15 protein-coding genes and 1 pseudogene are annotated in these 17,024 nt (G+C 68.9%); 7 read left to right on the top strand and 9 right to left on the bottom strand.

Going from position 1 to position 17,024, the window contains the following annotated elements:
* Nucleotides 1-16: 16 nt before the first annotated feature.
* Nucleotides 17-562 (bottom strand): DUF4240 domain-containing protein, encoded by a 546-nt coding sequence (locus FBZ33_RS18305; protein WP_088948927.1) that lies wholly within the window; start codon nucleotides 560-562, stop codon nucleotides 17-19.
* Between the two features lie 163 nt (nucleotides 563-725).
* Between FBZ33_RS18305 and FBZ33_RS18300 the strand changes: the two are divergent.
* Nucleotides 726-1,642, top strand: a pseudogene (locus FBZ33_RS18300) (tyrosine-type recombinase/integrase).
* A gap of 95 nt (nucleotides 1,643-1,737) precedes the next feature.
* On the opposite strand, the gene FBZ33_RS18295 reads toward FBZ33_RS18300, so the two are convergent.
* Nucleotides 1,738-2,745, bottom strand: a complete 1,008-nt coding sequence (locus FBZ33_RS18295; RefSeq protein WP_231927067.1) for a zinc-binding dehydrogenase — start codon at nucleotides 2,743-2,745, stop codon at nucleotides 1,738-1,740.
* A 125-nt stretch (nucleotides 2,746-2,870) separates the two neighbouring features.
* Here FBZ33_RS18295 and FBZ33_RS18290 point away from each other — a divergent pair, with 125 nt between their 5' ends.
* Entirely contained in the window at nucleotides 2,871-3,233 is a 363-nt protein-coding gene (locus tag FBZ33_RS18290; protein WP_231927066.1) for a VOC family protein, read from the top strand.
* 147 nt (nucleotides 3,234-3,380) lie between these two features.
* Entirely contained in the window at nucleotides 3,381-3,797 is a 417-nt protein-coding gene (locus FBZ33_RS18285) for a VOC family protein (protein ID WP_197699542.1), read from the top strand.
* Between the two features lie 129 nt (nucleotides 3,798-3,926).
* Here FBZ33_RS18285 and FBZ33_RS18280 read toward each other — a convergent pair whose 3' ends face one another.
* Both FBZ33_RS18280 and FBZ33_RS18275 read right to left on the bottom strand, forming a co-directional pair.
* Complete coding sequence (locus FBZ33_RS18280) at nucleotides 3,927-4,424, bottom strand: polyketide cyclase (RefSeq protein ID WP_255508940.1); 498 nt, start codon at nucleotides 4,422-4,424, stop codon at nucleotides 3,927-3,929.
* Nucleotides 4,425-4,559: 135 nt separating this feature from the next.
* Nucleotides 4,560-5,795, bottom strand: a complete 1,236-nt coding sequence (locus FBZ33_RS18275) for an MFS transporter (RefSeq protein ID WP_255508939.1) — start codon at nucleotides 5,793-5,795, stop codon at nucleotides 4,560-4,562.
* Between the two features lie 244 nt (nucleotides 5,796-6,039).
* Between FBZ33_RS18275 and FBZ33_RS18270 the strand changes: the two genes are divergently transcribed.
* Entirely contained in the window at nucleotides 6,040-6,384 is a 345-nt protein-coding gene (locus FBZ33_RS18270; RefSeq protein ID WP_088951848.1) for a DUF1801 domain-containing protein, read from the top strand.
* Nucleotides 6,385-6,464: 80 nt separating this feature from the next.
* Here the strand turns inward: FBZ33_RS18270 and FBZ33_RS18265 are convergent, their stop codons facing one another.
* Nucleotides 6,465-7,550, bottom strand: coding sequence for a hypothetical protein (locus FBZ33_RS18265; protein ID WP_141910010.1), 1,086 nt, complete (start codon nucleotides 7,548-7,550; stop codon nucleotides 6,465-6,467).
* Between the two features lie 359 nt (nucleotides 7,551-7,909).
* Between FBZ33_RS18265 and FBZ33_RS18260 the strand changes: the two genes are divergently transcribed.
* On the top strand, nucleotides 7,910-10,390 hold the full coding sequence (locus FBZ33_RS18260) for a M14 family metallopeptidase (protein ID WP_141910009.1): 2,481 nt from the start codon (nucleotides 7,910-7,912) through the stop codon (nucleotides 10,388-10,390).
* Nucleotides 10,391-10,458: 68 nt separating this feature from the next.
* Here the strand turns inward: FBZ33_RS18260 and FBZ33_RS18255 are convergent, their stop codons facing one another.
* Nucleotides 10,459-11,481 (bottom strand): zinc-dependent alcohol dehydrogenase family protein, encoded by a 1,023-nt coding sequence (locus tag FBZ33_RS18255; RefSeq protein WP_141910008.1) that lies wholly within the window; start codon nucleotides 11,479-11,481, stop codon nucleotides 10,459-10,461.
* A gap of 361 nt (nucleotides 11,482-11,842) precedes the next feature.
* On the opposite strand from FBZ33_RS18255, the gene FBZ33_RS18250 reads away from it, so the two are divergent.
* Nucleotides 11,843-13,051, top strand: coding sequence for a cellulose-binding domain-containing protein (locus FBZ33_RS18250; protein ID WP_141910007.1), 1,209 nt, complete (start codon nucleotides 11,843-11,845; stop codon nucleotides 13,049-13,051).
* Nucleotides 13,052-13,172: 121 nt separating this feature from the next.
* On the opposite strand, the gene FBZ33_RS18245 is transcribed toward FBZ33_RS18250, so the two are convergent.
* Both FBZ33_RS18245 and FBZ33_RS18240 read right to left on the bottom strand, forming a co-directional pair.
* Nucleotides 13,173-14,156, bottom strand: a complete 984-nt coding sequence (locus tag FBZ33_RS18245; RefSeq protein WP_141910006.1) for an aldo/keto reductase — start codon at nucleotides 14,154-14,156, stop codon at nucleotides 13,173-13,175.
* An 80-nt stretch (nucleotides 14,157-14,236) separates the two neighbouring features.
* Nucleotides 14,237-15,121 (bottom strand): aldo/keto reductase, encoded by an 885-nt coding sequence (locus tag FBZ33_RS18240; RefSeq protein ID WP_141910005.1) that lies wholly within the window; start codon nucleotides 15,119-15,121, stop codon nucleotides 14,237-14,239.
* 242 nt (nucleotides 15,122-15,363) lie between these two features.
* Between FBZ33_RS18240 and FBZ33_RS18235 the strand changes: the two genes are divergently transcribed.
* Nucleotides 15,364-16,242 carry a helix-turn-helix transcriptional regulator gene (locus FBZ33_RS18235; RefSeq protein WP_141910004.1) on the top strand — a complete coding sequence of 293 codons (879 nt, stop codon included), beginning with the start codon at nucleotides 15,364-15,366 and terminating at the stop codon, nucleotides 16,240-16,242.
* Nucleotides 16,243-16,287: 45 nt separating this feature from the next.
* Here FBZ33_RS18235 and FBZ33_RS18230 read toward each other — a convergent pair whose 3' ends face one another.
* Nucleotides 16,288-16,998 carry a flavodoxin gene (locus tag FBZ33_RS18230; protein WP_141910003.1) on the bottom strand — a complete coding sequence of 237 codons (711 nt, stop codon included), beginning with the start codon at nucleotides 16,996-16,998 and terminating at the stop codon, nucleotides 16,288-16,290.
* Nucleotides 16,999-17,024: the final 26 nt, after the last annotated feature.

Here is a 17,024-nt window from a genome sequence, read left to right as displayed (position 1 = left end):
CGAGTGCGTGCGGCGGTCAGCTGGTGGCGCGTTCCCACGGGCGCTCGATCCACGGATTGCTGTCGAGGTATGCCGTGAGTCTGGGAAATCGCTGCCTCGTGCGGGTCTCGTCGGTCAGGTCGGCCGGAGTTCCGACGGGTGTATCTGATCCGGAAGGCCCGTCTATAGCGAACGGAGCCCCGGTTGCGGCGATGTGCGCTTCGAGCGGGAGGCCGCAGAACCAGTCGATCCGAGCGTTGCGCCGGTCGGGTGCCAACTCGACAAGGCTGTCAGGGTCGTCCTGGACGCGCTGGCTGGTTGGCCGCCCGTGCGACAGGATCCAGTCCTGCACCGAGAGGAAGTCATCGTCGTCCAAGCGGCCCAGCAGGAGTGTCGCAGCGTCCCGGATCGCCCAGCGGTAGAGCTCGTCCTGTGCCTGGAACCAGAGTTCCTCAAACTGTTCGATTTCGTCCGGAGTCAACGCGCGAAGGCTGCGGAGGAGCACCTGGGCGACGCGTTCGGTGTCGGCGCCCACCTCAGCCCGGGCGCCTTCGACGATGCGCCAGAACACCGCCCCCTCCACTGCCAGACCGTACCAAGCCGGTCCTGTGCGTCGAAGGTCGCCGCACAGACCCTTCCGAAGGCCGCAAGGGTGAGCCTTAGCCGACGTGATTCAAGATCGGGCATCCGCATCTGCCGCTCCAGGTGGGCTGGTGTTCATCGCCGATGGTGACGCACGGTGATGTATGACTACCTCGCCTGCTTCCGCTTTCCCTGTCGTACTGACCGATCAACTCGTTGTGCGCGCCGCGGTGTCCGCTTTCCTGGGCCGTTACCGTGGCCAGACTCGCGTCCACACTGATTCCGACCTACGGGTCTTCCTCCGCTGGTGCGCCGACCACGACCTGGACCCGCTGGCGGCGGCGCGGGTGGACATCGAGCGGTACGTGCGCTGGCTACAAGACGTCCGCCGGTACCAGCCCTCGACGGTGTCCCGCCGGCTGTCGGTCGTGGTTGGGTTCTATCGGGTCTGCGTCATCGACGCCCTCCTGGAGCACTCGCCGGCCGACTACGTCCGCCGGCCCACGGTGCCGGCCGAGTCACCGACCCTCGGACTGGGGCACCTGCAGGTCGAAGCCATGATCACCACCGCGCGGAAGTCCTCGAACCCGAACGACTTCGCCCTGGTCGCGCTCCTGGGCCTGCTCGGACTACGGATCTTCGAAGCCTGCGGATCGAACATCGCCGACCTCGGTGAGGAACACGGTCACCGGGTCCTACGCGTGCGTGGCAAGGGCGGCAAGGTGGTCCTCGTCCCGCTACCACCCGCGGTCGCTCGGGCTATCGATCAGGCCGTCGACGACCGCACCGCCGGCCCGATCCTGCGCAACGCCCATGGTCGGAGGATGGACCGGCACGCCGCCACCCGCCGACTCAAGCACCTCGCCCACACAGCGGGCATCCGGATGCCGAGGATGCACCCCACATGCTGCGGCACACGTTCGTGACGACCATGCTCGACGCCGGCGTCAGCCTCCGCGACGTGCAGATCGCCGCCCGCCAAGCCGACCCACGGACCACCATGCGCTATGACCGGGCCCGCAAGAACCTCGACCGGCACCCCAACTACATCCTCGCCGCCTACATGGCCTCCGGAACGTGATCAACCGCTCACGGCTTTGCCGAAAGTGGTGCATCGGTTGGCGGGCGAGGCTCGCGGTGCTTCACCGCATCGCGACGGGTGATCGGGCTCAAGTCTCAGGGACGCAGGGTTACCTTGCCGGTGGTTCTGCGGGCGACGAGGTCCTCGAAAGCGCGGCGGGCGTCCTCAAGGGGATATGCCGCATGGACCATCGGCTTCAGCACTCCGGCAGCCGTGAGCGCGAACATCTCGGCTAACGGCTCCGCGTAGGCGCCGGGAACGGTGAGGGCCGGGCGTAGCCAGAAGCCCATCACGGCTGTGTTGCGGTCCGCGAGTGCGCTCGGATCGACAGGTGGACAGCCCTCGCGGGAGGCATTCCCGAAGGTGACCAGACGTCCGAAGTTCCCCAGGATTTCGAGGCCGGCGCTGAACACGCGGCCGCCGATCGACTCGAGCACAACATCCACCGGCGTGCCATCGTTGGCCTCCAGGACCTGCTCGGCGTAACAGTCCGGGTCGCTGGACACGGCGACGTCCGCACCCAAGGAGAGGGCCAGGTTACGTCGAGCGTCCGTAGAGGCTGTGGCGATCACACGCCCGGCACCGAAGTGCTTGGCGAGCTGCACAGCAAGCGAGCCGACACCACCGGCCGCGGCGTTGACGACAACGGTCTCACCGACGCGCATCCGCGCACAGCTTCTCAATACGTGCCAGGCGGTCAGGCCCTGGACGAGAAGCGCGAGCGCCTCGGCGTCGCCCACCCCCTCGGGCACCGCAACGGCGTCCGCGACTTCCACGACCGCCCGCTCAGCGAAGCCACCACCGTCGAAAATCGGTGCGAGCACCCGGCGACCGTCAGTCGCCCGCCCGACCACCTCAGTGCCCGGGGTGAACGGCAGCTCCGGCACCGGACGATACGACCCGGCAATGCGGCTGGTATCGGCGAAGTTGACCCCTGCCGCGCTCACGTTGACGAGCAGTTGACCATCGACCGTCACCGGCTCCGACACGTCGACAAGGTTCAAAACCTCGGGACCGCCGAAACGGGCGCACTGCACAGCTCGCATGATCAGCAACGTACACCCGCGCCCGCAGTAACCGGCCAACGCGGCATGATCGATCATCCGCTTCTGCTGCGAGGCGCGCGCTACCCAGTGTCCCGCCGAGCTGGCCTGACTGCCGTCCGGACGTGCCGAGATGAGTGCGCCCCAGTGGGAATGGGCTGCACATCGTCGCTATGGTCGGTGTCGTGGAGACACTGGGCCGACTTGCCGGAGTCACGGTCGACTGCCGGGATCCGCAGCGACTGGCTGACTTCTGGTCTGTGGTGCTTGGAGGACGCGTGACGGAGTCTCTTCCCGGCTGGCGGCGCGTCACTGTCGCCGGGGGCGGCTCGGTGCTGACATTCCAGCCGGTCCCGGAGCCCAAGGCCGGCAAGACGCGACTACACCTCGACATCGCCGTTACCGACGTTGACGAAGCGGTCGATCGGATCGGGATGTTGGGCGGGCGGTGGACAGGTGAACGGCATGACTACCAAGAGGGCGCAGTCCTCGTCATGACCGACCCGGAGGACAACGAGTTCTGCGTCGTGCAGTACTACCGGGTGTGATCTGGTTAGGCTTTCGACCGAGCATCCGAGACCTGCTGATGGCGTCGTACGCACCGTCGTCGTTGCACAGTGATCACAAGCGGCCGCGAGAGCCTGGAGCCGCCGACACACTCTTCTGCCGCTGTCGGCACGCGGGCGGCGAGCACGATGGACCCTGCGTACGCTGCCGTGGTGCAGATCGATTTGGTTGCCCTGATCGTCGACGAGTACGACCCCGCGATTGCGTTCTTCACCGATGTACTCGGCTTCGATCTCGTCGAGGATTCCCCATCGCTGACCACTGACGGGCGGCCCAAGCGGTGGGTCGTCGTCCGGCCGCCGGGTGCCCAGACCGGGATTCTCCTCGCTCGCGCCGACGGAGAACACCAACGTGCCGCAACTGGTAACCAGGTAGCCGGCCGAGTCGGGTTCTTCCTCCGAGTCGACGACTTCGACGCCACTTACCGACGGATGGCTGAGGCCGGTGTCACCTTCGTCCGGGAGCCAAGGGCCGAGCCCTATGGCCGGGTCGCGGTCTTCCTCGACATCGCCGGCAACCGGTGGGACCTCCTCGGATTCGCATGACGTCGCCGCAGTTGTCAGTCGAGGCGCCCAGGTCAGACGTCCTGATTTGCCGCGATCCGAGTGTCCCAGAATGCGGGGCGGACGACGCGCAGCAGCCGCCCAGGACTGTCGATCGCCGTTCGCCTGATCTCATTCCGTGGCGGGTCCGTGGTGCCCGTTGTGTTCGGCGAGTTGCTTCAGGTTCAGCAACTGTCGTCGAGCCATGATCAGGTCGCCGATGGACAGGCCGAGTGCGGCCCAGCGGGTCGTCTGCATGACGACCTTGAGCAGCAGGCGCGTCCTGTCGTGCTCCTGGGGCACGAGGACGTAGGACATGAAGGCGCCCATGATGGTGCTCGTCAACTGTTTGCCGGGGTCGACCGAGACGATCCGGCCCAACTTTCGTCCTCCGGCGGTGGTGAATGCTTCCCCGACCTGGGGCTCGGGTAGGCCCTGCAACTGTCGAGGCGAGCGGCGGCCGCGGTTGTCGATCCAGTCGTACGAATAGGGCGCAAGCCTCACCTGGGCCACCCACGGCCACACTGCTGCGGCGGGCGCCGCGATCGACACTCCGCGCCAGGCTTGTAGGGCGGGTGCGACGACGAGGTCGTCACAGGGATAGGTACGCAGCGTCTCGCTGTCGGTCACGCCCCACCGGTCACCGATCATTCACCTATGTTCCGTCATGTCGATGGGACTCGTCAGTGTCCGCCGTTGACCCCTCTCGCCAACGGATGACGGGAGCAGAGCACGTCGTTCCGCCGCGATCCGTGACGCGCTCTGTCAGTCGTGCAACGACGTTCCCGTCCGGGCCGGCGTGATCTCTCGCGCGGTCGCTGGGCTGCCAAGGGTGGAGGCCGACGCTGACCCGACGGCGCGGCTCCGCCACGCGTCCACGGCGAGCAACGCGAAGGCGGCCAGCGTCAGCAGCCCGCCGGCGAGCGCCAGCGGGCGTGGCCCGAGGGTGGGCAGGAGGCCGCCGCCGAGCAGCGAGCCGCCGGCGATGCCGGCGTTGAAGGCCGTGCTGACGCCGGCCGACGCGATGTCGGTGCTGCCCGGGGCCAGTTGCAGCATCCGGCTCTGCACGGCGGAGCCGAACCCCGCGTAGGCGAGGCCGACGCCGGCGAGGAGTGCGACCACGCCGGGCCGGAGCGCGCCGAGTGCGTACAGGCCGAACAGGGAGGCCGCGCCGATGCTCAGCGGCGCCAGCAGGGAGGCGGTCGGCCGGCTGTCCAGGGTGCGGGCGGCGGCCAGGGTGCCGACGACGCCGGCCGCGCCGGAGACGAACAGCAGTGGTGCCAGCACCGAGTCGGCGAAGCCGGTGACGTCGAGCAGGAACGGTGTGACGTAGGTCTGCAGGGTCATGAAGCCGCCGATGCCGAGGGCGGTCGCGACCAGCAGGAGGACGAAGCGCCGCCCGTCGGGTGCGGTGCCACGGGCGGCGCCGCCAGCAGCCGGGGGATAGGAGGGCAGGAGGATGAACACCGCGACGGCGATCGCCAGCCCGACTCCGGCCAGCGCCCCGAACGCCGTACGCCAGCCGGCCTGTTGCCCGAGCCAGGTGCCGAGGGGTACGCCGAGCACGGGGGCGAGCGTCGCTCCGGTCGCGAACAGCGCGACCACCCGGCCGCGCACCGCGGCCGGGAAGGGGCCGGTCACGGTTGCCGTGGCGATGGACCAGAACAGCGCCTGGGCGAGCGCCGTCACGACGCGGGAGCCGGCCAGCACCGCGTACGTCGACGCGAGCGCGGCCAGGGCGTTCGCGGCGGCGAACAGGAGCATCGTGACGCCGAGCAGTTGGCGTCGGGGTATCCGCTGGGTCAGCCGGGCCAGAGGCACGGACGCCAGCACGACCACGATGGCGTACCCGCTGACGAGCAGACCCACCTGCGAGCGGGACCGGTCGAGGTCGGGCGCGATGTGGGTCAGCAGCCCAACGGGCAGCAGCTCGGTCGTGATGAACGCGAACGCCGCGAGGGAGAGTGCGACGAGCACGGCCCAGGCCCTTCGCGGTGACACCTGCGGCACCATGATCCACCCACCTTTCCTGGTCACCGTAATCCAGGGCTCCGAAGCCGCTGCACCCGACCGGTGCGGCGGGGCCGACATCCCAGAGTCACGGGGCCCCTCAGAGGTGCGGATTCGTCGTACGATCCTGCCCGGGCAGGGGCGGCTCCGGCGGCGACCGGATCAGGTCGGGTCGGGCTGCGGGTGAAGCGTCGCGGGTCGACCATCCTTTGGCAACGACAATAAGGAGATGGCCATGAGTGACGACGTCACCCAGTACATCAACAAGACGCAGCCGTGGCAGATCGACGTGTGCGAGAAGCTGCGCGCGATGGTCGTCCAGACCATTCCGGATGTCGAGGAGCGACTGCAGTACGGCAAGCCGCACTACCTCAAGAACGGGCACTACGCGGCCGTCATCTCGGTGGCCAAGGACAAGATCTCCTTCATGGTGTTCAACGCGACGGACGTTCCGGAGGTCAAGGGTTTCCTCCGGTCCCTGGGCAAGGGTGAACGCAAAGCCGTCGACATCAAGGACGGGCAGACCGTCGACTACGACGCGCTTGCCGGCATCCTCAAAGAGACCACGGCTGCCCTGTAGCTGCGTACACCTCCGCGCGGGGGTGATGGACGCGGGCACCGGCGGTGGCCTGAGGGCTGCCACCGCCGGTGCCGGCGGCGTCAGAGCCGCGAGGTGAAGGTGGCCAGGAACCGGTGCGGGGTGACCACGCCGGCGTTGTCGAAGCAGATCACGTCGACGTCGGCGTTGGTGGTGTACGTCCAGGGTTGGGTGAGGTGGCAGTAGTTGCTACCCGCACCCTGCGCGACCACCTGGGCGTGGGTCTCCTTGATGCCGATCTGCGGGAAGGTCGCCAGGTAGCGGCCGGCGGGGGCCAGCGGTGCCACCGTGTTCGCTCCGACGCCGAGCACCGAGTTGTCGTTGGTGGGCCCACCGACGGCGGTACCCAGGTAACCGAAGTACGACGGCGGGCCGAGGGAGCCGATCACCGGCCGGCGGCGGTGGTACGAGAGGGCGAAGTCGGTGTTGGTGAGCGCACCGGCCTGGTTGTAGCAGAAGACGTACACCTGCACGTCGGTGCCGACCGCGTTCCAGGAGTAGACCTTGCACCGGCGGGGGCCGGCGTTCGGCTGCACCGCGGTGACCTGCACGTTGCCGGCGAGCAGCCCGGCCAGACCCACCCCGGGCAGCCGCACCAGATACTGGCCGACGCCCAGCGGGCCGACGGTGTTCACCACGCCGGTGGAGTTGTACGACTGCACCACCACGCCGCCGCCCCACTGCGCGTACGCGTGGGAGGTGCCGGCCGGCAGCACGCCGGAGCTGGTCGTCCAGAGCACTGTGAACGGGGTGTCCTCGCGCGTGCCGCCGGGCTTGTGGCACTGCACGTCGACGATCTCGTCGGCGCCGGACTGGAACCAGCGGACCACCTCGCAGTAGTGCCCGGTCCGGTTCACCGGGGTAACGTGCGGCACCCCGCGCGAGCTGGCCCCCACCTGCGGGAAACGGACCTGGAACCGGCCGGGCGCGAGCTTGACACCGTCGGCCCACGCGGCGGGGAACGCGGTCTTCCAGCTACCCCACTGCCGGCTGGTGTCCAGCACGGTCCAGACCGGCACTGTGGGGTCCTTGACGTACGCGAAACCCCAGCGGTCGGCGGTGGCCGCCGCTGCCGGGGTCACTGGCGCGAGCGCGCTGGCCGCCAGTACGGCGGCCAGCGCGGCGGTGACGAACGATCGGAGACGCATGTGTTCCTCCAGTCGACGGGAACATGTCGATGAGGAGTGTGCGCGCAGTGATGCATTGGTCACAGTCGGCTACCTCGCGCTCCGGTGTCGGGTCTCCGCCACCGGGCGGACCGCGCGACGGCGAGTCGCGTTCGTGGCAGGCGCCGCCCACCGTGGACACGTTCGCGCCATCCACGGTGCTGATCGCCTCAAGGAATGCTCAAATTCGATCGAGGCGATCCACTGCGGCCGCAAACGCACATACGCTCACCGGACCCAGCCGGCTCCCGTCCTCCCGTCCTTCTCGCAACGACGATCGTCGACGAGCACGGAGTCCCTGCCACCACCTCAACCATCCGTCGTAAGTAGAAGGAGGGGGAATGCGGCACATACAACGGCGCATCGCGCTTCTGGCGCTGCCCGCCCTGGTGGGTAGCATCCTCGTGGCAACCGGGCCTGCGGGCGCCGATCCCACCGGGCCGTCAGCCGCCACCAGCCGATCCCAACCTGAGGATCGCGAGTCGGTACGCCTCGTACAGGTCAGGCTGACCGGCGCCGACATGCTGGACAAGGTGGCCGCCGCCGGCTTCGACCTTGAGCACGGCCTCCGACGCGTGCCGACCGGCATCGAAGGCGAGGCGGTGGTGACCGCCGAGCAGGTCACCGAACTTACGGCGATGGGCGTCGAGGTGCTCGCCGACGACGCCGGCTTCGCCTGGAGCGACCAGGCCGACGGCGGCATCGGCGTCGACGCCGCCGGCGCGCGGGCTGTCCAGCCGTCGAACCACCAGGCGACGGTACGCATCGCCCGCGCCGACTGGTTCACCACGAAGGGCCAGGGCTTCCTGTACGTCGAGGCGCGGACCACCGAGGGTCAGCAGGCGGACCCGATCGTCGGGATGCAGGTCGAGAACGACTCGGGCAAGGGCACGCCGTTCGGCTTCGCCCGGACGATGAGCCGGTTCGTCGACTCCGGGCAGTACATGTTCCACCGGAACCTGTTCAAGCTCGACACCCGCCCGACCAGGATCCAGGTGACGAGCTCCACTGGCGGGGTCACCACCGGTGTGGTCTCGAACTGGTTGGAGAACGCCCCGCCGCCGCTGACGGCGAACCCGTCCTACAAGTCGGACTTCGTGGACGGCTACAAGCACCCGCAGCAGCTCTACAGTCGCGCCAAGGAGATCGCCCGCCAGTACCCGGACATCGCCGAAATCGTCTACCTGCCGAACCAGACCAACGGGTACCAGCGCAAGGCGCAGGCTCAGCTCGGCGGCACCGGGCAGGCGGCGGTCGTCGTCACCTCCGCGGCGTGGGGCCACGAGGGCGGCAACGACATCACAGTGGAGTTCGTGGACCGGCCCGACGCGAACCTCCCGCTCGCGGTGGAGGTCACGGGCAAGGCGGTTCGCGTCCTGCTCGCCACGGACGCCGCCGGGGCGCCGGCGAGTACGGCCACCCAGGTGGCGGACGCGTTGCGGACCCGGTCCGCGGGCCTCATCGACCGGGCGCACCCGTACCGCACCAACGAGGGCAGCGGCATCGTCGCGCCGACGGCCGGCCCGGTCGCGCTGACCGACTTCCTGGACCAGAAGCGCGTCGGAGCACCGGAGGGTGAGGTGCCGCGAGGCCCCGCGACGATCCCGGTCCTGCGGATCGGCAAGCACCGTGACGGCAAGAAGCCTGGTGTCCTGATCCAGGCGCAGGACCACGCCCGCGAGTGGGTGCCGGCGACGACCAGCCTGGAGTCGGCCGAGCGCCTGGTGCACAACTACCGGTCGGACCGGGAGACGAAGAAGATTGTCGAGAACACCGACATCTTCTTCATCCTGTCCAACAACCCCGACGGGGCGAACTACAGCTTCTACAACTTCGCCTCGCAGCGTAAGAACATGACGAACCACTGCCCGGACGCCAGCGCCGATCCGGCGCAGCGGAACTCGTGGGGCGTCGACCTGAACCGGAACTACCGGGTCGGGTCGGGCCACGACGGCTACGCGGGAGGGTCGACCAACTGCGTCAGTGGCACCTACCAGGGGCCGGAGGAGCTGTCCGAGCCCGAGTCGAAGAACATCATCTGGCTGGTCGAGAAGTACTCGAACATCAAGTTCATGATGTCGGTGCACTCCAACGGCGGCCAGCTGTTCTGGCAGCCCGGCGCCTACATCGCGGACGGACGGATCACCACGCCGCGCCCGCCGCTGGGTGACGAGGCGTTCTACTGGCAGTCGGCCGCCCGGATCCTGTCGCAGGTCAAGGCGCACCGGGAAACCGTCGTCACACCGGAGAACGTCGGCGGCTCGTCGGACGTCCTCTACTCCTCAGCGGGCAACGTGCGCGAGGACCTGTACTACACCTACGGCATCTACGCGTTCGGCTGGGAGGTCGGCGGCTCCGTCTACAACCCCGCTACCGGCGACTGGCAGGGCGGTTCGTTCCAACCCGAGTGGACGGGAAACCCGGAGTTGGTCAGTGGCCACGCCGAAACGATGGAGTACGCCAACGGGATCATGGAGATGTTCCGGGTCGCGGCGGACTGGGGCAAGGACAAGAAGGATCCGACGTCCCGGCTGATCCCCGGCGACGGGAAGTACCGCGGGCCCGTCGACGTGCGCTTCGAGACCAGCGAGCCGGCCACCATCTACTACACGACCGACGGCAGCCGGCCGACGCTTGAGTCGCCCCGCTACGCGGCCACCGAGTTCCGCGAGCCGGGGCAGGTGTTCCACGTGACCGAGACGACGACGTTCCGCTGGTTCTCGATCGACAGCGCTGGCAACATCGAGAAGAACTACGACCCGACGAAGAAGGACAAGCGCAACAACTACCGCACGGCGACGATCACCATCGCCAAGAAGTAGCGCCCTTCCCGAGGATCGTTGCCCCGTCGGTGTGGTCCAACCGCGCCGACGGGGCGACGACGGGATGGTCAGGGGTTGAGAAGGACCTTGATGGCGCGGCGCTCGTCCATCGCCCGGTACCCTTCGGCGGCCTCGTCGAGGGGGAGGGTGAGGTCGAAGACCTTGCCGGGGTCGATCTGCCGGGTCGCGATCAGGTCGATCAGCTCAGGCAGGAACCGGCGCACCGGGGCGGGCCCGCCGTGCAGGTGTACGTGGGAGAAGAACAGCTCATCCCCGGGCAGTTCGACGTCGTGAGCCACGCCGACGTACCCGACGTGACCACCGGCCCGGGTGGCCCGGATGGCCTGCATCATCGACTCCTGGGTGCCGACCGCCTCGATGACGGAGTGTGCCCCGAGACCGTCGGTGAGGTCCTTGATGCGGGCCACGCCCTCGTCGCCGCGCTCGGTGACGATGTGGGTCGCCCCGTAGTCCGCGGCGAGCTTCTGGCGCGGCTCGTGCCGGCTCATCGCGATGATCCGTTCCGCGCCGAGCCGCTTCGCGGCCAGCACGGCGAGCAGACCGACCGCACCGTCGCCGACCACCGCGACGGTCTTGCCGGGGCCGACCTCGGCCGCCACGGCACCGAACCATCCCGTGCCGAGCACGTCGGAGGCCGCCAGGAAACCCGGGATCAGGTCGTCCGAGGGAATGTCCGGCGTCGCGACCAGGGTGCCGTCGGCCAGGGGTACGCGCAGGTACTCGGCCTGGGCGCCGAGCCCGCCGACCGGCTCGCGGTGCACGCATGAGGACTGGTAGCCGGCACGGCAGATCGGGCACGTGTTGTCGGAGGCGAAGAAGGAGCCGACGACGAACTGGCCCGGCCTGATGGTGCGGACCTCGCCGCCCACCTCCTCGACGATGCCGACGTACTCGTGGCCCATCGGCGACGGTCCCTTGACCGGCTCGACTCCCCGGTACGGCCACAGGTCCGAACCGCAGACACAGGTCGCGGAGACCCGGATGATCGCGTCGGTTGGGAGCAGGATCCTGGGATCCTCCCGCGTCTCGACCCGGACGTCGCCGGGAGCGTGCATCACGACACCACGCACAAGTTCTTCCTTCCCAGGGGCCGGACGTCCGGCCTGTTGTTACCCGTCCAACTACCCGGGCAGGCCGTGATGATGCCGCCTCCTGGGCACATTCGGGACGACGCTCACCACCACCGCCTTGCCGACGCTTGATTAAATCGAGAGCGGTAAATAGATTGAGGATGGGCACCGCCGTGGTCCGGGCGACCGGGCCGTCGGCGGCTGACAGGTCCACCCCGAGCCGGGCACTTCGGTCGTACGCGCCGACCAGCCGCTGTGGCGCACCGCCGCGCCGCACCCAGGGCGCGTTGTCGTGCCGCGTCCGTCCCGGACGCGCGCTGCCGCGTCGCCTCCGCTCAGCTCGATGGCAGAAGGACCCTTCATGACGATCTTCCGTGCCCGCCCCGCTCCGACCCTGGTGGTCGTCGCCGCGCTGGCCGCCGCCGTGACCGTGACCGGCACAGCCCTGCTCACGGGCCCGGCCGCAGCCGCACAGGGCTGCCGGGTCGACTACACGCCCAACCAGTGGTCCGGCGGATTCACCGCCAACATCAAGGTCGCCCCGGGCGACACCGCTGTGTCCAGTTGGACCGTCACCTGGACGTACGCCGGGGACGAGCGCGTCACGAACGGCTGGAACGCCACGGTCAGCCAGTCCGGATCGACGGTGACCGCCCGCAACGCGTCGTACAACGGCAGCATCCCGGCCGGCGGCGCGACCGAGTTCGGCGTGCAGGGCACGTTCGGCGCCAGCGGTGGCGCGCCGACCGGTTTCAGCCTGAACGGAGTGCCGTGCAACGGCGCCGCGCCGACGACGCCTCCGCCGACGACGCCCCCGCCCACGACACCTCCGCCCACGACGCCCCCACCCACGACGCCTCCGCCGACCACTGAGCCGCCGGTCGGATGCGCCGAGGCGGTGCTCTGCGACGGCTTCGAGAACCAGACCGGCTCGACGCCGTCTGGTGACTGGGCCGTGGTGAGCCCGGACTGCTCCGGAGCCGGCACGGCCACCATCGACACGACCACCACGCACAGCGGCAGCCGGGCGGTCCGGATCAACGGCGCAGCCGGGTACTGCAACCACGTCTTCATCAGGTCGACGAAGAACCTCGGCAGCGTCGGCAGTGTGCGGTACGGACGGATCTGGGTGCGGCACACCACCGCCCAGCCCACCGATCACACCACGATGGTGACGATGGCCGACGCCGCCGACGGCAACAAGGACCTGCGGTTGGGCGGCCAGAACGGCGCCCTGCAGTGGAACCGCGCCTCCGATGACGCGACCCTGCCCGAGCAGAGTCCGGCGGGGGTGGCGCAGAGCCTGCCACTACCGGTCAACCGGTGGGCCTGTGTGGAGTTCATGGTGGACGGCTCGGCCGGTCAGCTTCGTACGTGGCTGGACGGCACCGCTGTCACCGGACTGACCGCGGACGGCGTCCCTACGCACGACATCGACGGCCAGTGGTACAACCGCACCTGGCGACCGCAACTCACCGACCTGAAGCTGGGCTGGGAGAGCTACGGCGGCGGGGCCGACACCCTCTGGTACGACGACGTCGCGGTCGGGTCCAGCCGAATCGGCTGCTGACCCGTCGAGGTCGTGAGCGGTGCACCGTCAGCGGTGCACCGTCGCGTCCCGGCAGATGATCAAGGGTGTGTCGCGCTGGATGTGACACACCCTCGATCATCTCCGACTGTCTGGTCGAGCGTCAGCGTTCGATCACCCGCATCTGCTCGTCGGTGTGGTGACCGCCCTCGGCGACGGGCAGCGCGGTGAGGGTCGCCACCTGAACGGGCGTGAGAGTGACGGCGTCCGCAGCGGCGTTCTCCTCGACGCGACTGACCCGCTTGGTGCCAGGGATCGGGACGACGTCGTCGCCCTGCGCCAGCAGCCAGGCCAGTGCGACCTGGGCTGAGGTCGCACCCACCTGGTCGGCGACCGCCTGCACCTGGTCGGCGATACCCAGGTTGCGCTGGAAGTTCTCCCCGGTGAAGCGCGGGTGGTTCTTGCGGAAGTCGCTGTCGTCGAGGCGCTCCACGTCGGCCGGGGTGCGTAGGGCGCCGGTGAGGAAACCGCGGCCGAGTGGGGAGTACGCCACCAGACCGATGCCCAGCTCGCGCAGCACGGGAAGGATCTGTTCCTGGTCACGCGTCCACAGCGAGTACTCCGACTGCAGGGCCGTGACCGGGTGTACGGCGTGAGCGCGGCGGATGGTGTCGACCCAGGCCTCGGACAGGCCGACGTAGCGGATCTTGCCTTCCTGCACCAGGGCCGCGAGGGCGCCCATGGTGTCCTCGATCGGGGTGCTCGGGTCGACGCGGTGCTGGTAGTACAGGTCGATGTGATCGGTGTCGAGGCGCTTGAGTGAGCCCTCGACCGCGCTGCGGATGTTGTCCGGGCTGCTGTCCAGGCCTCCGGCAACGCGGCCATCGTGGGAGATGAGGCCGAACTTGGTGGCCAGCACGACCTGGTCGCGGCGACCCTGCAGGGCGCGGCCGACGAGTTCCTCGTTGATGTACGGGCCGTAGATCTCCGCAGTGTCGATCAGGGTGACACCAAGCTCGAGAGCCCGGTGGATGGTGCGGATCGATTCGGCATCGTCGCTGCCGGCGCCGCTGTAACCATGCGACATGCCCATCGCACCGAGCCCGATGCGGGCAACCTCGAGCTCACCTAGCTTTACCGTACGCATGCTGCTCTCCCTGTCGTTCATCGAAGTGGATAGCCGACTGCCCACGACGTGGGCCTGCGGGACAGCGGGCTCGGGTGGATTCAGGCTTCGGGGATCGGCCTGCCGAAGGTGGCGAGGGTGATGTCGGCGGGTTCAGGGCCCCCGCGCTTGCCAGTGTCCAGGGCGTCGATGGCGTCGAGCTCTTCGGTGGTGAGCGCGAAGCCGAAAACGTCGAAGTTCTCCGCGATCCGCGCGGGCTTCGTCGACTTCGGAATCGCCGAGCGGCCCTGCTGCACGTGCCAGCGCATCATCACCTGCGCCGGGGTCTTGCCGTGCGCCTTCGCGATGCCCCCGATCACTGGATCCTGCAACGTGCTGGTGTGCTCCCCGTCGCGGTAGAAGGTGATGCCACCGATCGGCGACCAGGCCTGCGAGAGGATGCCGTGCTGTGCGCCGAAGGCCTGCACCTCGCGCTGCGCGAAGTAGGGGTGCACCTCGATCTGGTTCACCGCGGGCACGACAGTCGCGGCGTCGAGCAGTGCGGTCAGGTGGTCGACCATGAAGTTGCTGACGCCAATGGCGCGGACCTTGCCGTCGGCAAGCAGCTTCTCCAGAGCCCGGTACGCATCCAGGGTCCGGTCGAACTCCGACGGCAACGCCTGGTGCAGGATCAGCAGGTCGATCTGCTCGACGCCCAGCTTGGCGGCGCTCTTCTCGAAGCCGTGCAGCGTCTGGTCGTACCCGTAGTCGCTGATCCAGATCTTGGTCTCGACGAACACCTCGGAACGGTCGACGCCCGAGCTGGCAATCGCCTCGCCGACCTCACGCTCATTGCCGTACGCGGCCGCGGTGTCGATGTGTCGGTAGCCCGTGGCGAGCGCAGCCTCGACCGCGGAGCGGGTCTCCTGCGGAGGCGTCTGGAAGACGCCAAGTCCGACGGCGGGAATCTCGACGCCGTTGTTCGGCGTCAGGTGCGGGGTTGGCATGGAAACGTTTCCTTTCAGTTCCGGGCGTGACAGGCGGCGTCGATCTTGGGGAGGGCGTCCGGCGGCAGCTCATCGCCCGAGCAGCTGGTCGTCGTCTCGTCTGCGACAACATCCCCTCGATCCGCCCCGCCGGTCCTGTCACCAGCAAGCACACACCGCAGTCAGGTTTCCGGGGAGCCCCTGCTCAAACGGGTACTGGCAGGGTCCCCCTCCTGCCAGGCGGCATGCCTAACCTGGAAAACATGGACAAGCGCAGCGAGGTCCGGGCGTTCCTCACCTCCCGCCGGGCCAAGATCAGCCCCGAGCAGGCCGGCATCCCCGCGTACGGCAACCGGCGCGTCGCCGGGCTGCGCCGCGGCGAGGTGGCCGCGCTGGCCGGCGTCAGCGTCGAGTACTACACCCGCCTGGAGCGTGGCAACCTCGCGGGCGTGTCCGACAGCGTTCTGGACGCCATTGCCCGCGCGCTACAGCTCGACGACACCGAGACCGCGCACCTGCACCACCTCGCCCGCGCCTCCGGCTCCCGGCCCGCCCGCACCCGCGTCCGCCGCGACAAGGTCGCCGAGATCCGGCCAGCAGTCCGCCGGGTGCTGCACTCGATGACCGGTGTGCCGGCGTTCCTTCGCAACCACCGCTTCGACATCCTGGCTGCCAACCCGCTGGGCATGGCCCTCTACGCGCCCATGTTCGCCGTTGACACGGCGCTGCCGGTGAACTCGATGCGGTTCATCTTCCTGGACCCGCACGCTCAGGCGTTCTACCCGGACTGGGCGCAGGTGGCCCGCTCCGCCGTCGCCGCGCTCCGCATCGCGGCCGCGCAGCACTCCGAGGACCAGCAACTGATGAACCTGATCGGCGAGCTGTCCATGCGCAGCGAGTCCTTCCGCGCCTGGTGGGCCGCCCAGGATGTCTACGTGCACCGCCACGGCACGAAGCGTTTCCGCCACCCCGCCATCGGGGACCTGGACCTGGCCTTCGAAGTGCTCGAGTTGTCCGGCGACGAGTCTCTGACGGTCCTGACCTACTCCGCCGAGCCGGGCACCAGTTCCGGTGACGGCCTGGAGCTGCTCGCCACCTGGGCCGCGACGCGGGAAGGCGTCGCGACCGGGACCAACGGATGAGCGGCCGATGACCTCGCCCTCGGGTTGGTGACGTTCTCGGGCGGGTCATCGGGTGAGCAGGCCGATCCGGCGCAGCCAGTCCGCGACGTCGGGCTCGCCGTCGGCGACCTCCTCACCGCGCACGGCCAGGCCCTCCCCGATCGTCGCACCCGGGCAGGCGGCGGTGTAGTCGCGTTCGGTGGTCCCCAGTCCGCTCATCGCGTGTGTGGTGAGCGGGTGGACCCTCTTACCGGTGAAGGTCAGGCCCTCGACGAATGTCGTCATGATCATCGGTGCCCGGACGTTCCAGATCGGGCTGCCGAGCAGGATCGTGTCGTAGCGCTCGATCGAGTCGAGTGGGTTGACGATGCCCGGGCGGGCGTTCTCGTTCTGTTCCCGTACGTTGCGCGCGACGGTCGGCTCGTAGTCGTCGGGGTAGGGATCGGCGGCTTCGATGCGGTGCACGTCGCAGCCGATGAGGCGGCTGATCATGCTCGCCACGACCTCCGTGTTGCCGACGGTCAGACGGCGGCGGCCCCCGTTGAAGTAGTTCTGCCCGGCGCGGGAGAAGTAGGCCAGCAGCGCTGTGCTGCCTGACGACGAGGAGGGGGCCGGGGCGCTGCGTGATGCGCTACCGTCCGGGGTGGAAGCCGGCGATGGGGCAGCCTCTGGCGAATCGGCGCAGGCACCCAGCACCGAACCGGCCGCCGTCCCGGCGGCACCGAGCAGGACGCCTCGCAGCAGCGCGCGGCGCGGGTAGGTGTTCCTCGCGTCCATCGGTCCTCCCGGTGTCGGTAGTGGGC

It is taken from the genome of Micromonospora sp. A202 (genome assembly GCF_006715105.1).
Taxonomy (GTDB): domain Bacteria; phylum Actinomycetota; class Actinomycetes; order Mycobacteriales; family Micromonosporaceae; genus Micromonospora; species Micromonospora zamorensis.
The sequence above is the reverse complement of the archived record's forward strand: the minus strand, read 5'-3'. Positions and strand labels throughout refer to the sequence as shown.

What these genes read in the sequence shown, in the direction of transcription:
- FBZ33_RS18295 (WP_231927067.1), bottom strand. Translation starts at nt 2,745, where the DNA reads ATGATCGATCATGCCGCGTTGGCCGGTTACTGCGGGCGCGGGTGTACG.
- FBZ33_RS18285 (WP_197699542.1), top strand. Translation starts at nt 3,381, where the DNA reads ATGGACCCTGCGTACGCTGCCGTGGTGCAGATCGATTTGGTTGCCCTG.
- FBZ33_RS18270 (WP_088951848.1), top strand. Translation starts at nt 6,040, where the DNA reads ATGAGTGACGACGTCACCCAGTACATCAACAAGACGCAGCCGTGGCAG.
- FBZ33_RS18265 (WP_141910010.1), bottom strand. Translation starts at nt 7,550, where the DNA reads ATGCGTCTCCGATCGTTCGTCACCGCCGCGCTGGCCGCCGTACTGGCG.
- FBZ33_RS18260 (WP_141910009.1), top strand. Translation starts at nt 7,910, where the DNA reads ATGCGGCACATACAACGGCGCATCGCGCTTCTGGCGCTGCCCGCCCTG.
- FBZ33_RS18250 (WP_141910007.1), top strand. Translation starts at nt 11,843, where the DNA reads ATGACGATCTTCCGTGCCCGCCCCGCTCCGACCCTGGTGGTCGTCGCC.
- FBZ33_RS18245 (WP_141910006.1), bottom strand. Translation starts at nt 14,156, where the DNA reads ATGCGTACGGTAAAGCTAGGTGAGCTCGAGGTTGCCCGCATCGGGCTC.
- FBZ33_RS18240 (WP_141910005.1), bottom strand. Translation starts at nt 15,121, where the DNA reads ATGCCAACCCCGCACCTGACGCCGAACAACGGCGTCGAGATTCCCGCC.
- FBZ33_RS18235 (WP_141910004.1), top strand. Translation starts at nt 15,364, where the DNA reads ATGGACAAGCGCAGCGAGGTCCGGGCGTTCCTCACCTCCCGCCGGGCC.
- FBZ33_RS18230 (WP_141910003.1), bottom strand. Translation starts at nt 16,998, where the DNA reads ATGGACGCGAGGAACACCTACCCGCGCCGCGCGCTGCTGCGAGGCGTC.